The following is a 16,596-nucleotide window of genomic DNA, read 5'->3' on the forward strand; positions in this document are numbered from 1 at the left end:
GTTGAAACCGCTTTAATCAGCGCCGGAGCTATCGTCCACGCCATAATTTCTGCTTCTTTACGTCTGCCTAAAGCACGCATAACGTTCCCGAGCGAGTGCCCTCCGAGTCCAAGTGTGGATACATTCGGGATGCTTTTCACATCCCCCGTTCTTCTATGGCTTGAATCATTTTTATGTATTGCGTATCTCCTAGTCCGTAGTGAGGAAATAGACTAAATAATTGTTGCAATAATTCATCCTGAGGCATACCTAAATGCTTCTTGATAAATGCTGTGATTTCATTATCTTCCTTTAAATATTCTAAATACAAACGGATTCCCTGGTACATCACAGGCATTAAATTCGCTTCAGGCAAATGATGATGAATCAAAACCTGTTGATAGATTTCTTTATAGCCTTCTAGCAGGATGTCCGTTTCTTCCACTTCATAAGTCATTTCCTTAACCATATGGAAATACACTTTTCCTTCATATCCCTCTTGTTCTAGATAGGCCAGTACGGTCAGCAAATTCATTTGACAGAACATGTCATCACCAAACCATAGAACCATGCATTTGTATTTGTTTTCAAACAGAGGTTTTAAAGGAGTCACGGTAATCCGCTCATAATCTTGTACAGACACCTGATGTCCGGAAGCTCTCATTTTAATAAATTCATCGCTGAAGATCGAACAAGTAGTATCATTTGAACACATCGCTTCATTAAAGGGGACATAATCACTTTTCTCCATAAGCTGATGATTATAAAATTGTTCATACATCATTTGTCCATTTAAGATATTCAATATATCTTGATCAAATTGATCATGGAGGATATTTTGCAAAGCTCCAATCTTTAATTTCTGAGATATGTCCATCGAGAAACCGTCCTTTCTACTATTGATAATAAATTTCACATAAGTCTGCAATGGTTGTGGGGTTTTTCTAAAGACGCTAGGACTGATACCAAATGTCCCTTTAAATGCTCTGGAAAAAGCTTCTTGAGATAAAAATCCATATTTAAATGCTATATCAATCGTTTTTTGATTTGTATCTTTCAGTTCGATGGAAGCAAGATATACTTTTCTAAGTGACATATATCTTTTTATGGTGATTCCGGTCAGTTGATGAAATTTGAAAGAACAGTAATACGGAGAATACCCCAATTCGTTACCTAAATTTTCTAATGAGAAATCTTCAAAGAGATGATCCTCAATCCAATCAACCATCTCCTGCATCGTATTGTTCATAAGCACCTCCTCCTACATGTATTATAAAAGAAATGATTATCGTTTTTTTGATATAAGTTGTGTTTGTTGAAAATAAAAATGCCGCATGACTCCAATGGAAGTCATACAGCATCTTCAGCAAAATTGTAAAATGAGAAATGAGAACTTACTTGAAATTCACCAAGCTCTTCACATGAACCGGCAGCCCAGTGCGAATCGATTGATTCGCCGCGATGCCTGTTAGAATAGACCGGGCGCCGTCAATGTGATTGGCTGCCCGTTTGAAGCGATCTTCTTCTGGTTCACCGAACAGGTCACGAAGAAGAATAGGATCACCACCGCCATGTCCGCCGTCTCCGTCCTCCACTTCTACCTCGTAAGGCCGCTTAAACATCGGATGAACGATAATGGACTGGGTTTCTAATGCGCCTTCATCTTCCTTACTGCCGCCAGAATTTATGTATGCCCGCTCCAATATCTCCATTTCAATTCGCCCTTTGCTGCCGTTAAACGCGATGCGATAGCCTTCATAAGGCAAGTAAGCATTCAGGGAGTAAGTTAGAATCGCTTTGTTGTTGTAACGAACCATAACCCCCATCGTATCCTCGATGCTGATGCCGTCTCCGAATACGCTCTGATCCCGTCTGTATCCATCCTCATGCTCGGCATCTAAGTACATTTCCTTCAGATGCTGATTCTCATCAAGCTGCAATCCGAACGGATCTTCCTTCGCAATCGGATTGCCAGTGCCCCGCTCATAGAAGCTGGTCACTCCCCGCTTCTCCGCATTCTCTCGTCCATAAAATGACAAATTACCGAAAGCAAACACGGTTTCTGGCTGCGCGCCAATCCAGAAATTCACAAGATCAAAGTGATGGGTCGATTTATGTACAAGCAGCCCTCCGCTGTTGCGTTTGTCGCGATGCCATCTGCGGAAGTAATCCGCACCATGCCTTGTATCGAGCATCCATTCAAAATGAACCGAAAAGATATCGCCGATGACGCCGTCCTCGATGAGCTCGCGCGCCTTCGTATGATGCGGTGCATAACGGTAGTTGAATGCGACCCGCATGCGGCGGCCTGTACGTTCAACAGCATCCAGAATATCCTGGCACTTGTTCTCATCCACCGTCATCGGCTTCTCAGTAATGACATCGCAGCCAAGCTCCATCGCACGAATAATATACTGATGATGCGTACGGTCGATGCTTGTCACAATGACAACATCAGGCTTCTCAGCTTCGATCATCTGGTCAAACTGGTCCGGTTTGTAAGTCCGAACCGCCGCCCCGCCATAGCTCTCCGTCAGCCGCTTATTCGCATAATTCATTCGTGTCTGATTCATATCACAGAAGGCGAGCAGCTCTGACGTATGCTTGTAAGTTGTTGCAATTGCCTCGTAGAAGAACTCTGCCCTGCCTCCGGCACCAACGATTACATACTTCTTCTTATTATTCATTTATTCATCCCTCGCATTCATTATAATTAATCAGCTTTTTTAATCTCAGCAAGCTGCTCCGTAAGTCGCTGCATCAGCTCATCGGCTGCTTGTTCAGGTGTTTCTTTCTTGAAGCCGACCTTCTTTATAATGTGCGTCGTGATGTTATAAACTTCATAGCTCGTTTCGACGTAATTCTCCTTCGAACCCTTCGTCGCTTTCGTGATCTCGATACCTTTGGCAACAAGCGGATTCATCAATTTCTCCTTCACTAGCAGCGTTCTGGCATCAGCAGTTGCAGGCACGCCGCGCACTGTACCAAGCAGCTTAATCGCTTCCGGATCATGATAGAAGAAGTTCAAGAAATCCAGTGCCGTCTCCTGCTGCCTTGAAGCTGCATTGACTGCAATCAGCTGCGAAGGACGCATAACAACGCCTGTGTCTGTTGTACCGGCAAGAATTGGAGATTGAACCACATCAAGAGCATTTTTCGTCTGACTTTGGTAATTCTCCAGTTCGCTCACTTGGTCAAGATAAGCCATTAGCTGACCATTTGCCCACTTTGGATTATGCGATGGCTCCTCATCGTATGGCAAAATATCTTCAAACGGTTGAAGCACGTGGCTTTTTTCCATTCTGAGCAGAAAGTTAAACGCATCGACTGCATCCTTCTTCGTAAAGCCAAGCGTGTAATCCTGCATAATCCATCGCTGGCCCGTATGCTGGACCATATATTTTCTTAAGATATCGGAGAGGTTATATAAGCCTGAGTTCAAAAGGTAAGCCGATGGTTTAGCCAACTTCAGCTTCTCTCCATAAGCGATCAGCTTGTCCCAATCGAGCTTCTCATCGACTTGGATGCCGGCTTTACTCATCGCATCCTTGTTATAGATGGTGATATCGCCATTCAATCCCGTTGGCAACGCTTGCAATTTACCATTAACGACAGAGAAATCATCAAGGAATGTCTGATCGAAGCCTGAAAGATCCACCCTGCCGTGCAAATCTACAAATACATCGGAATGGCTGGTCAATTCGGCAATCCAGGGCTGGTCGATCTGGATAATATCCGGCGCTATATTCGATGATAGCTGCGTGAGCAGCTTCTGGTAGTAGCCCGTATAACCGCTGTATTCGCCTTCAATCGTGACATTCGGATGTTTCTTCATATAAAGATCGATTACGTCAAGCGTAGCCTCATGACGATCAGCGCCACCCCACCATGAGAAACGAAGTGTTACTTGTTCTGAATTTACGTTCGGTTTAACTTCTCCAGCATTCTCATTAGCTGTATGATTCTCTGTGTTGGCAGCATCATTCATACCTGAGCATCCGGCTATACTGCCCGCAAGCAACGTGATTGCGAACGGGATCGTCCATAACTTATTCATCTTTGTTTCACTTCACCTTATTTGATATGCATGCATTCATATTAGTACAACTTGAAGCGTCTTACCACTAAGTAAGGTTGGCAATTCCTATCATTGTATTGGTATATCTATCCTTAGTTGTCATCATTCATTCAGTCTGAGTTATTTCCGACATTTGTTTCTATTTATCACACAGGATATGTTGTATACTGTCAGCAAGTTTCACATGCATGTAGAAGCATTAGGGGGCATCGCAATGTACAATTTAATGATTGTCGATGACGAAGTAGAAATTCGTACCGGCTTGAAAAATTATTTCCCATGGAATGAGATTGGCTATGAAGTTGTATGTGAAGCGGAGAACGGACTTCAGGCCTTGGAACTACTGAAAGAAAAGCAGGTAGATGTCATTCTAAGCGACATTATGATGCCGTTAATGTCTGGGCTTGAGCTCGCCAAGGAACTCCATGAAAATGATTCAGCGATCAAATTGGTGTTTCTAAGCGGATATATGGATTTTCAGTATGCTAAGCAAGCCATGACGTACAGTGTTAAAAATTATCTCGTGAAACCAACTGTATATAAAGAGCTGGTTGAAGTGTTTCAGAGCTTAAAGGCCGAATTGGATAAAGAACGCAGCAAATCCGAACAGCGAGCTGAAGAAGCCGATTCGAAACAAGAAAACCGTTATATTTCAGCTATAAAAAAGTTTATTGATGCGAACTATACAAATGTGACGCTCGAGAGCGCTTCTGCTCATGTGCATTTGAACCACTCCTATACGAGCAAACTGTTCCGACAACAAACCGGTATAACCTTCATGGATTACGTAATTCAAGTCAAGATGCAGAAGGCTGCCGAGCTGCTGGCGAACCCCATATATAAAACCTATGAGATCAGTGAAATGCTGGGCTATACGAATCCGCATAATTTCACCCGCTCCTTTAAACGAGTCTTCGGGAAAAGCCCAAGGGATTACCGCAACCATGTTTAATAAACTCAAAACCGTCCATCGTTCCATGCTCCGCCATCTCATTACCTTATTCATTCCGATGCTGATCCCGCTTCTGATCTTGGGATCTCTTTCTACTTTTCTAATTAAGCTCTATATTCAAGATCAAATTGATACCAATAACAAGGCACTCTTGTCTCAGACCAAATCCTATATTGAGCTTTCGTTCCGCGAAATGGACTCTCTCAGCACGAACTTCTCGGCAAATCCAGGACTTGTCGTCACGATGAAGGATATTTTAAAAACAGGACGGATCACAGACAACAACTTCGATCTGCTTAAGGTTATCCGCAATTTCGTCGATTCAACCGTTTATGCGAACCCTTTCATCTACTCCGTCTACATTTATTTCGATAACGATGACAAGCGATTCCTATCTTCGGTAACAGGCCTCAATACGGTGGACAAGTTTTATGACCGTGAATGGTACGAGCTGTATAAGAATCATTCCGACGAGCGAGTGTGGACGGAGAACCGCATTGTGAAAAGGCGGGTCCCGGAAGGCGAGAATCGAGTCATCTCGATCTACCACAGACTGAATATAGCAAGCGGCGGCGGTGTTGTCGTCATGAATGTGAAAGCCGAGTATATTGAATCACTCCTGCATGATCTGCCCGCAATTAACAGTCAGAGCATTCTTCTGATGGATGAACATAACCATACCATTGCCAAAAATTCGGATTTAAATTACATGCAAATATTCAAGGAAAATGGTTTTACCAATAAAGACATGCTCTCCGAGGAAATGAAGCTCGACAGCCGCACCTATAAGGTCGATATGGTGTCGTCTTCTCAATTGGGATGGAAATTCGTATCGATCGTTCCCAAAGCAGCCCTATATTCCCTTCCTTCCAAGCTGCGAATGCTGACTGGATTACTGCTGTTTATATCCACATTAATTGGGCTTTTTCTCGCTTATTCCTTGTCTAGGAAGAACTACAAGACGATTCATACGGTCGTCTCCATCCTTCATGCAGCTGAACGCGGCACGCCGCTGCCACAGGTCGTTCCCGGAGCGAAGGACGATATTTACGGCTATATTACCGAGAATATCGTGAAAAAATTTGTCGAGAACGAGTTCCTGACCGTACAGCTATCCGAGCGAAAATATAAGCTGCAAGTGATGGAGTATATTGCGCTTCATTCCCAGCTCAATCCACATTTCTTATATAATACGCTGGAAACCATCTACTGGAAGGTTGCAAGCTATACAGGAAAGCCCAACGAAGCGAATGAAATGATTGAGAACCTCTCCGGCGTGCTGAGGTATTCGTTAGACAGCTCCGTCCCTTTCGTGCCGCTGCATGAAGAGATGAAGTACACCATGCGTTATGTGGACATTCAGAATATCCGGTACAAAGAGAAGTTCGATGTGGTCTGGCAAATCGACGAAGCAGTCGCAAACTGTAATGTCATGAAGCTGATTTTGCAGCCGATTATTGAGAACAGTATTTATCACGGTGTTCGGATGAAGAGCGGTAAAATAACAATCCGGATTAAAGCAGAATTGGTAGGCGATCACGTTAGGCTGACCCTAACGGATACCGGTGTAGGGATGGAGAACGCGCAGCGTCAGGAGGTTATTGCTAAGATGACTTCCGAGATCGAAGGCGGCCGACATATCGGACTGCTTAACACGCATAAACGGCTCAAGATTACTTATGGTGAACAATATGGGATTTCAATTCGCAGCAAGAAAGACTGGGGGACCTCCATTACTCTGACCTTCCCTGTGAAATAGACATGAAAAATGGTTAGATATAGGTTAATGCAAAGGGCAGCCGGTAAACCGGCTGCCCTTTGCTATGCCTTAGCAACGTACATATTATTGACACAAAAATGATTGTTGAAAACAAATAATGATTGATAAAGACAATCTGCAATTATTTCAATAAATAATGCGCCAGTTAATGATTGATTTTGTGAAATGAACTAACTATAAACGACCTCAAGAGTTACTCATAATGAAGCTTAGGACCAAGATTTAATGAAGATAAGGGGGCGTCCTTTCACTACGAGCTTCAAAATTGTAAACGCTTCAATTTCAGAATGAAACACCAGAACCCAACAAAAGGAGCTACTTAAGAATGTCGAAAAAAACAAAAAAAGCTTCTAAAGTTATTTCTTCAATCGCTATTGGCAGCATGCTATTATCAAGCACGGCATTTGCTGCTAGTCCTGCTCCGAATGTTGCTACGAACGGAGCACCTAAAGAAGATGTCTCGACGCACTGGGCAGCGAAAGAGTTGCAGAAATGGTCATCTACTGGCTTACTGCAAGGCGACGCGAATGGTCATCTGAATCCAAACGAAGATATCACTCGTGCGGAGTTTATTACGATTCTGAATCGCGTATTCAATCTTCAAAGCACTGAAGGTGCAAAGACGTTTACTGACGCGAGTCCAGACGATTGGTATTATGAAGAGCTTCAGAAAGCTTCTGCGGCCGGATTGCTAAACGGCGACGCGAACAACAATGCGAATCCTAAAGCACCTATTACTCGTCAAGAAGCGGCTACACTGATTTCAAGAGGATTCCAAGTCGTTACGGGTTCAACGAACACAAACTTCTCTGATTCCTCCGAGATCGCAAGTTGGGCAACAGACGCTGTTTCTGCGCTAGCTTCCAAAGGATTCCTGACCGGAAGAGGCAATGGTGAGTTTGATCCTCAAGCTAACATTACTCGTGCTGAATCGTTCGTTATGACGGACCGCGTTATGGGCAACTTAGTTAGATCGCAAGAAGAGCTTGATAAGCTTGCTTCACCTATTGTTGGAAACGTAACCATCGCTTTCCCTGGCGCTATTGTAAAAGATCTTACAATCACTGGTGATGTGTATGTAACTGATGATGCATCAACAACACCTGTTGTTTTTGATCATACCAAAGTAACTGGTGATGTCAGCCTTGTCGGTATAAAAGAGGTCAAGCTAGTCGCTTCCTCGATTACCGGTACAACGAATGTAGCGGCGGATGTACAGCATCCAACAACGCTCAATGTTGACGCTGATTCTTCTCTTAACACGCTTACACTAAACAAACCTGCAAGCGTAACTGGTGCTGGCAGTATCGAAACGGCAAACATCAAATCAGGTGGCGTTACAGTAGAACAGCAGCCGGCTCATGTTACAGTTGCAACTGGCGTTACTGCTACTGTTGCTGGTGAAACTGTGGACAGTACAACTACTGGCGGAAACACTGGTAACCCGGGTGATACTGGAAATCCAGGTGGTACTGTTGGTACTGGTGGTACAGGCGGTACTGGTGAATCAGGAAACACTACCAAAGTCATTAATTTATCAATCGACTTGAACAGCACAGAGATCACTCGCATAAGTCCTACAGGAATTAATTTATCGAAACCGATCCAGTGGACAACCTCTGATCCGTATGTTGCTTACGTGGATACCATCGGTAACAGCAAAGGGAATTACGCCGGTAAAGTGCTAGGTGTTACAGCTGGAACAGCTATTATTACAGGTGTTCAAGGTAATACCACTATTAAGGCTAGTGTTACGGTTGATGATTCTATCCAAGATACACATTTAGAAAAGATCGTTTACTATTACAATGCAGGCGATTCGAATATTCCTGCTGATCTAAGTTCAACAGCATGGAATACAACGAATATCCCTGCCGCTCCTGAGGGTAAAACTTTCCCATCTAAAAACTACGTTGGTTATGTTGATGGTGGAGAAGGTGTACAGTGGTTAGTATCGAAAGACACTTTAATTAAGTCAACTGATAAAGTGAAATTAGGTACAGACTCACATCCTGTAACGACTGGCATCGTATCTGATGCTGTAACGTTATACGACCCTAACTTAGATGAAGCTGACCAAATTCAGTACCTCCAAGGTGGAAGATATATTCCACAAACAGGTGATGACGGTCAATCCATCAACGCCAAAGAAGTGATTACAAACATTATGCCCGACGGCAATAATGGACTTTGGATCTTAGGTTCTACTGGTAATGCGACTCACATTGTTCGTAAGCCTATGTCTTTGATGGCCAAATCATTGGTTCAAGAAGAAATCTCCAGAAACTTTGCTGATCGCTTCGGCTTTCAATCTGGTTCTGTAAACTTCAAAACTCCAGGCGATATGCTTAAAGCAGTGATGAACGCAGATAAAGGTGCTGGTGCCTCTATCGGTGATACAGACAATGACGGTCTCTGGACAACGATGTACGCTTCCGGTGAAATCTGGAGATACAACTATATGAAGAAAACGTATGGAGATGATGACGCTAGAACCCAAGATGCGAAAGCGTCTGCTACTCGGGCTATCGAATCCATCGTTACTCTTGGTTATATCTCTGGTATGCAGCTTAAAGTACCTTCCAAGGACAATGTAAACGACCCTTCCATCTACACGGTATTGGGTGCAAGAACAAATGGTGCAGATGAGGGAAAGCCAGTTTATGTTGACTCTACTACAGGTAACTATACGTTAACTGCTGCTGGTAACAAACCTGCATCTGCCGGCTTCTTCGCTAGAAGCTACAAGGTTGATGGTAAGAACAATGGTTCTACTACAGCTGAGAGTAAGAGCTTCGATACTGCTTGGTTGCAGAAGAAAGCAGGAACAACTACTGATATCAACGGAAAAACAGTCAGCTATTCATCTCCAGGAGCAAAACATAAAGATGTGCCATATTCAGCATTATTAAAGGCATATGACACGGTTTCTGTTCCTTCCAGACTTGTTCAAGTTTTTGCTGATCTGAACGGCGGAAAAACGGAAGGCAACTTGGATAGCAGCAATGTTTATTACAAAGCTTCAACTTCAACGGATGAGTTGGTAGGTCATTACTTTACACTTGATCTCGCATATAGCGCATTCAAAGACAGCGACCCTGAGCTTGCTGCTCTTATCAAGAATGACATGATCAACCATACCAACGCGATGATTTTGAACAACTACTACCAAGTAAGCGTAACAGGTGAAAATCCTGTAGAAGATCGTTTCAACCCTGACAGCACGGTGGAATATAAATCAAAAGGTAATGGGTTGAATTATCCTTCCGTTCCTACGAAATGGGCGAATTTGAACCCTGAATTCCTTGATGGCGTTTCTAATGCGTGGGGCAGAAATGACTATGAGGACGGCCCCCTGAACGCGACGCTTGCGCTGCAAATGCTTGTCGTTGCCAAAGATATGGGCGATTACACAGAGGCTGAACGAGCTGCTCTTGCTAATCAAAAAGTAACGGTTGCTAAGCCTCTTGATTATGCAAACGAGTTAAATGTTATGAACGGCGATGTTCCAGCTGACCCGAATGCTCATAACGATTACGAAACAAGATACCCGAATACACCTTTCTCTACTTCTCTACTTGATATGAGCAAGCAATACCTCTCCAGATACTTTGGTATTTCAGCTCATAACGGAGATGGAATGGGTGGAAATGGTGTTTCTTATCAAGCTTATATGAACTACTCTGACGAAGAAGAAGCTGCTCTTTCTTACTATACTTTAACTACTCATGCTAAAGATGATCATCATGCTGCGGACATTCTAACCGGCATGAATCAGTGGTGGTATAACGAGAAGAGAGAGAAAAATCCGTTCATGACTACTTTCTATGCAGCATCTCTTGGTGCATTGAATAAAAAAGGAATTGACATTGGAGATCCAACTGTTGATCTTGCTGGCTCAACTTGGCAGATGACCCGTCTCCCTAACAACTTCATGAACTGGGATGTCCTCTCTGCGAACAGAAACGATGTAACGCATGTTACACCTGATTTGATGGTTGACCAACTTATTCCTCGTGACGAAGTGATGATGTCGAAGTACAACACGAACATCTTCGGTACGCAGGATAGAAGAACAATTGACTCTGGTTTCTCGCCAAGCATGGAATCTTCAACGGTTATTTCTATGCCTTATTGGTTGACGATGAATCCTACAGATGCTGCTAATGTATCTGCACTAGGCGATGCTGTTACTCAACCTGTAAACAATGGAACAGATACATTAACTTATCCTCTTGCTGAAAGTGTTACAGCTAAGAACCCTAATGGTAACTACGATGAAGCTACTCACACCTTTACCATTAATGTTGGTGACTCTGTGAAGATTGATGCTGTAGCTACCGGCTATATCAAAGGCGTATCTTGGCTGACAGATGCTTGGGATCAAGCGGGATATATCGATGGAAAACCTGCTCCAGTAAATGCTGATCCTAGCAAATACCAAGTTATTGACCTCAGAGATTTAGCTGTTTATGGTGAAGTCGGAAATGTTGATGCTTCCGGCATTAGCATTGAGAACGAACATCATGGAGCTTATGCAACAGGTCTTAAACCGGGTAAAGTTACGGTTACTGCATATGTTGTCGACGGATTCTTCAGAACTCCGAAGAAACTAACCTATACAATTAATGTCGTGGATCCTAATGCTGGCAAAGTTGCGGCTGATACAACATTCAATGCAAACAATTTTGCTTATCCGGCTTGGCTGAAGAACGTAATGGCTGGACAGGATCTCAACAAAGAGGGTAAACCGTTTGTAAGTGTTATCTATTCTTCCTCTTCTCCAGAAGACGGTGAAGTTAACCCTGCGACAGGTGCAATCACGGTTAAGACTGGCAAAGGCTTCAATGCAATTGCAACTGTTGCCTATTCCGATACAACCGTTAATGCTTCTGAAGCTAATCCAGATGCATATGATGATCTGGGTGCTAGATTTGAAGAAGATAGCCATATTATGACGTTTGTCTATCCTGTTCCTACTGCAGCTGCAATAAGCCTGTCCAGCACTGACATCACTCATTTGCATCCAGTAGGTTTGGATCTTGCTAAACCTATCCAATGGACAACTTCTGATCCATATGTTGCGTATGTGGATACCATCGGTAACAAACCTGGCAATTATGCTGGTAAAGTTCTTGGTGTTTCTGAAGGAACAGCAATAATTACAGGCACGCAAGGTGCCGTAACGGTTACTACTACAGTGAACGTTACAAATAATAGTTTAGCGACTAACCTGGAAAAAATCGTTTACTACTACAACGAAGATGATGATCAGATTCCAGACTTCACTAGTGCTACATTAAGTACGGATCCTGTTGAAGTTCCAGACGGAAAAACTTGGCCTTCTGTAGCTTATGACGGATACGCCCAAGGTCCAGATGGCGAAAAATGGATGTTAGCTTCTGACAAGAAATCCGTTACGCTGTATGATCCTAACGCGAGTAATACTCTTGACGAAATTCAATATCTGCAAGGCACTAGATACATCCCTGCAACAAGTCCGCAGACGGCAGACTTGATCACTTCCATCATGTCGGACGATAATGGTGGACTATGGATTCAAGGCGCTTCTGGCGGTGCGACTCATATCGTTAGAAAAGAAATGTCGCTGATGGCTAAGACACTGCTATTGGATGAGGTTGGAAGAAACGTAAATGACAGATTGGGCTTCCAATCAGGCACAGCTCGCTTTGACTCCAAAGAAGATATGTATGCGGCTGTCAATGGTACGAAAGATCAATCTGACATCGCTCGCTCCTTGGGTAGTACTGACAACGATGGGCTATGGACGACGATGTACGGGGCTGGCGAACTCTATCGCTATAACTACATGAAAGCTACTTATGGCGCTAATGATGCTCGTACAAAAGATGCTCTAGCATCGGCAACTCGTTCGGTCGAATCGGACTTGCTGCTGTCATTCGTTTCTCAACGACAGCTTAAAGTTCCTGCGGCTTCAAACGTAAATAATACAGCTATCTATGATCTGTTAGGTGCTAACCCTGACGGCACTGATGAGGGTAAACCGGTTTACCTGAATGCTGACGGAACCTTTACACTGAAGGTCACAGCAAAACCTGCACCAGACGGATTTGTCGCTCGTTCCTACTATGCATTTGACGATGCTCAATATGCTAATACAGGTTACTTGGCTACCAAGTTGAACGACAAAGAAAGATGGATGGAGATCGCAAGCGGTACAACCGAGGACATTAATGGGACTGAAGTTAACTATGCTAAGCCATATGATGTTAGTGCATTTAACGCTAACACTTATGACTACAATTCTCTAAAGGCTTATGCAACAGTACCGGTTCCACAGCGACTGGCTGACAAATTCGACATTGCTGGCAAGCATATCTTCTACAAAGATACGACTTCCACAGATGAGATGATCGGTCACCTCTACTTCTTGGACATGGCTTACAAAACATTCAAGGAAGTAGATCCAGAGCTGGCTTCTCTTGCGAAAACAGCAATTACGAACGTTACAAACCATATTATTATTAACAACTACTATTTTGTAGGCATAGCTCCTCAGCAAAAGAATGGCAATCCTGTTGTTCCATTGCTGCCAGAGTATAGAAAAGATCTGAACGGTACTCCTGGCGCTAAATACTCTGCTGGATATGCAGCTTCCGGTAATGGATTGAATGTACCTTCAACACCTACCAGATGGTCCTACTATAACCCAGAGTACATGGATGGCAATGTCAATGCTTGGGGACTTTCTGATTATGAAGACGCATCGCTAGGCGCAATCCTTGACTTGACGATGCTGCAACAAGGTCAGAACTTTGTAGCTGATTCCAGTATTCCGTTGTACACTGGCGCTGCTGATGGTTACAAAACGGCTAAAATCGGCATTATTGACTACTTGGATGAGTTTAATGTTCTGACTACCCCAAGTCTATACAAAGCAAGATTCCCGAAAGTTAGAAATTCGAACACGATTGCTGATGTTGCTTCGCAATACCATAACAGATACTTTGGTATCTCCGAGCACAACGGTAACGGAATCGGAGAAGACGGCAATACATTTGAGGATTACTTGAACTACTCTGATGAGGAAATGGCGGCGCTTGGATTTGCAGGTCTTATCTCTTCTGCGAATGCAAACACAACGCCTGCATTGAAGCAAGAATATCTGAAAGGTCTTAATCAATGGTGGTACAACGAGAAGAGAACGAATAACCCGTTCCTATCTTACTTCTATGCGATGAGCCTTGGTCAACTGAAAGCGCTTGGTGTTGATGTAGCCGGCAATCAAGTAGACCTTGCAGGCGCTGATTGGCAAATGCACCGTATGCCAAGTAATTTCCTTAACGTCTCTGTTAGCAATGCGGGCAGAACCGATTTGACGAACGAACTGCCTTCTGATGACTATGATCAACTGCTGCCACGTGATGAAGTTAAAACGGCCAAGTACAATACGAACTGGCTAAATCCAAATACTTCTCGCGGCGATTACAGTATGGAAGCACCAACTGGAATTTCACTTCCTTACTGGCTCTCGGTGGATCCGACTAACAAAGCGCTCATCAGCTCTTTGGGCAACTCGATTACATCTGTTTCGAGCAGAGTTACAGGCGATATTTCGATTCCTTCCAACCTGACTCAATCGCTTACTTTGAAAGTCGGGGAGCAGCTTGATCTATCTGTTACAGGACAAGAGAACTCTTATATCAAGAACATCTCTTGGAGTACAGATGCTTGGGATGATTCAACTTCTGCTTACCAAGTCGTTGACCTGCGTACTGGCCAGTCCACGACGAACTTTGACGGCAAGTTGTATGGATCCGTTGTTACAGCTAGAAAAGCTGGTACTGCTACTGTAACGGCATGGACCGCAGACGGCGGCGCAGCTGCTCCGCGTACGGTCACATATACGATTACTGTCGAAGATCCTAATGCAGAACTACCTGCAACAGACTTGACTAAAGTGACTCTTGCTAACTTCGCGCTTCCTACTTGGTTGACGAATGCATTCGCTAATCCAGCTAAGAATACCGACGGTAATGTATGGGCTAAAGTTGAATACTCTTCCAGCTCACCTACTGATGGTACAGTTGATGCTGATGGCAATGTAACGTATCTTACTACTACTCCGTTTGATGTAATTGCTACTGTAACTTACAGTGACATGACATTAAATGACGAGCCAATGTTTGAAACAGATAGTCATGTAATCACATTTGTGCTTCATGTACAGGGAGAACCTACTGTACCTACTCCGTAAGTAGCAATCTGGAGTAGACGATTGATCAAGTGAAAGAGCTAATACCCTTAGTCCGTGTCATCGGACTAAGGGTATTTTGTTTGATGTCAGGGAATACGCAAGAAGGCGCTGACCGCAGCCGGCCAGCGCCTTCTTCTACTTGCCCCTATCCCTCGTTTACCAGCCGTACTTCGACGGCCCCCACTCCTTGCGGACAAGATCCTGTTTCACATACAGCAGAGTTCGATTGGGTACATCCTCCTCCAGGATGACGCCCGAACCAACGACACTGTACACGCCGACCTTGACGCCCGGCATGAGAATCGCATTGACACCTGTGCGAACAAAGTCGCCCAAGTAGATGGCGTTGCTGTGCTCGCTTGGTGTCTCCTTGCGCCCTTTGATCCGATGCGACGTTCTGCCGTCATCAAACCGCAGCGTTCCGCATACAGTAGCTGCTCCAAGATCCGTGGACGTACCGATAACGCCGTAGAACTCCATGTAGTGGTACAAATACACGGTGTCAAATATGACTCCCTCCAGCTCCGCGCAGTGATTGATCACGCAGTGATCACCGACAGTTGTGCCTTCGGATAGGAAACAGTAGTTTCCAATGTACGTATCATTGCCAATGATATGGTTGCCCTTCAGAATCGCGCCATTCTCAATGATCGTTCTGTCTCCGACAATGATGTTGCCTTCAATTATGACATTACGGCCGATTCGGCTGCCAGCTCCAAGCTGCACAAAACCATCGATGGATGCGCTTGGATCAATGGACGCACCCTCGGCCAGGACATTATCCGTTAGCTTGGCGCACGAGCTGCGCGCAACAAGCTCATTGGCGAGCAAAATATGCCACGGCTTGTCCAAATCTATAAAGTCACCTGTCGTCTCAACCGCCCGAACCGCATAGCCGTCATTCATACAATCCAGCAGAGACATCTCAAGATGCGCTTCCAGAGGCGGCATCATCCCCACCTGCACGCTTGTAAACAAGCCGGAGTTGCTGCTTGCATAAGACCAGAATTCAGAACTGAAGGCAAATGCGCAGAACCGATGCAAGTAATCACCGCGCGGATGTCCTACAATATGCGAGACGTAGCCACTCTCAAGCTTGCAGCAAATCCAATCCGAAGAGGATTCTTCCTGCAGCGGATTAACAAGCGCAGCTGCAAGCTCACGCTCCGTCCTCCGATCAAACGAAGCAATCAGCTGCTCAATATCTGCTCGGTCAACAAGCGTATCACCGTACAACACCAGGAAATCCTCATCACTGCCTACTGCTGTACGAGCAGCAGCTAGCGAGAGCGCCGTTCCTTGCGCCTTCTCGTCAGCCAATACGGTAATCTCTACGCCGTTCTTTGCGCCCGAACGGAGCCCGTTCTCACGGAAATAATTACGAATCTGCCCATGCAGCTTCCCGCCGACAATAATCATTTTCGTAAAACCAAGCTCCTGCAGTGACTCCACCTGATGCGCAATAAGCGGCTTGGTACCAACAGGAATCATCGCCTTCGGCCGAATATCAGCAAATGGCCACATCTTGGTGCCGAGTCCGGCTGCCAGAATAACTGCTGTTTTCATGT

The 16,596-nt window shown here is 44.5% G+C and carries 7 protein-coding genes; 3 read left to right on the plus strand and 4 right to left on the minus strand.

What is annotated here, in order from left to right:
• Positions 1–136: 136 nt before the first annotated feature.
• From BMY11_RS12845 to BMY11_RS12855, 3 genes are all read right to left on the minus strand, one after another.
• Entirely contained in the window at positions 137–1,228 is a 1,092-nt protein-coding gene (locus BMY11_RS12845; RefSeq protein ID WP_090576240.1) for a helix-turn-helix transcriptional regulator, read from the minus strand.
• Between the two features lie 145 nt (positions 1,229–1,373).
• Positions 1,374–2,666: a Gfo/Idh/MocA family oxidoreductase gene (locus BMY11_RS12850; RefSeq protein WP_090576243.1), complete on the minus strand. Its 1,293-nt coding sequence runs from the start codon at positions 2,664–2,666 to the stop codon at positions 1,374–1,376.
• Between the two features lie 26 nt (positions 2,667–2,692).
• Complete coding sequence (locus tag BMY11_RS12855; protein ID WP_090576246.1) at positions 2,693–4,036, minus strand: ABC transporter substrate-binding protein; 1,344 nt, start codon at positions 4,034–4,036, stop codon at positions 2,693–2,695.
• Between the two features lie 235 nt (positions 4,037–4,271).
• Here BMY11_RS12855 and BMY11_RS12860 point away from each other — a divergent pair, with 235 nt between their 5' ends.
• The 3 genes from BMY11_RS12860 (at position 4,272) to BMY11_RS12870 (ending at position 15,028) form a co-directional block, all read left to right on the plus strand.
• Entirely contained in the window at positions 4,272–5,009 is a 738-nt protein-coding gene (locus tag BMY11_RS12860; RefSeq protein ID WP_090576248.1) for a response regulator transcription factor, read from the plus strand.
• On the plus strand, positions 5,002–6,768 hold the full coding sequence (locus BMY11_RS12865; RefSeq protein ID WP_090576251.1) for a sensor histidine kinase: 1,767 nt from the start codon (positions 5,002–5,004) through the stop codon (positions 6,766–6,768). The genes BMY11_RS12860 and BMY11_RS12865 overlap by 8 nt, the downstream gene beginning before the upstream one ends.
• 346 nt (positions 6,769–7,114) lie before the next feature.
• The gene (locus BMY11_RS12870; protein WP_090576254.1) at positions 7,115–15,028 is read left to right on the plus strand and encodes an S-layer homology domain-containing protein; all 7,914 of its coding nucleotides are present in this window, start codon (positions 7,115–7,117) and stop codon (positions 15,026–15,028) included.
• 156 nt (positions 15,029–15,184) lie between these two features.
• Here the strand turns inward: BMY11_RS12870 and BMY11_RS12875 are convergent, their stop codons facing one another.
• Complete coding sequence (locus BMY11_RS12875; RefSeq protein ID WP_090576257.1) at positions 15,185–16,594, minus strand: sugar phosphate nucleotidyltransferase; 1,410 nt, start codon at positions 16,592–16,594, stop codon at positions 15,185–15,187.
• Positions 16,595–16,596 lie beyond the last annotated feature (2 nt).

The sequence above is a fragment of the Paenibacillus sp. OV219 genome, from assembly GCF_900110075.1.
In the GTDB taxonomy this organism is placed as follows: domain Bacteria; phylum Bacillota; class Bacilli; order Paenibacillales; family Paenibacillaceae; genus Paenibacillus_Z.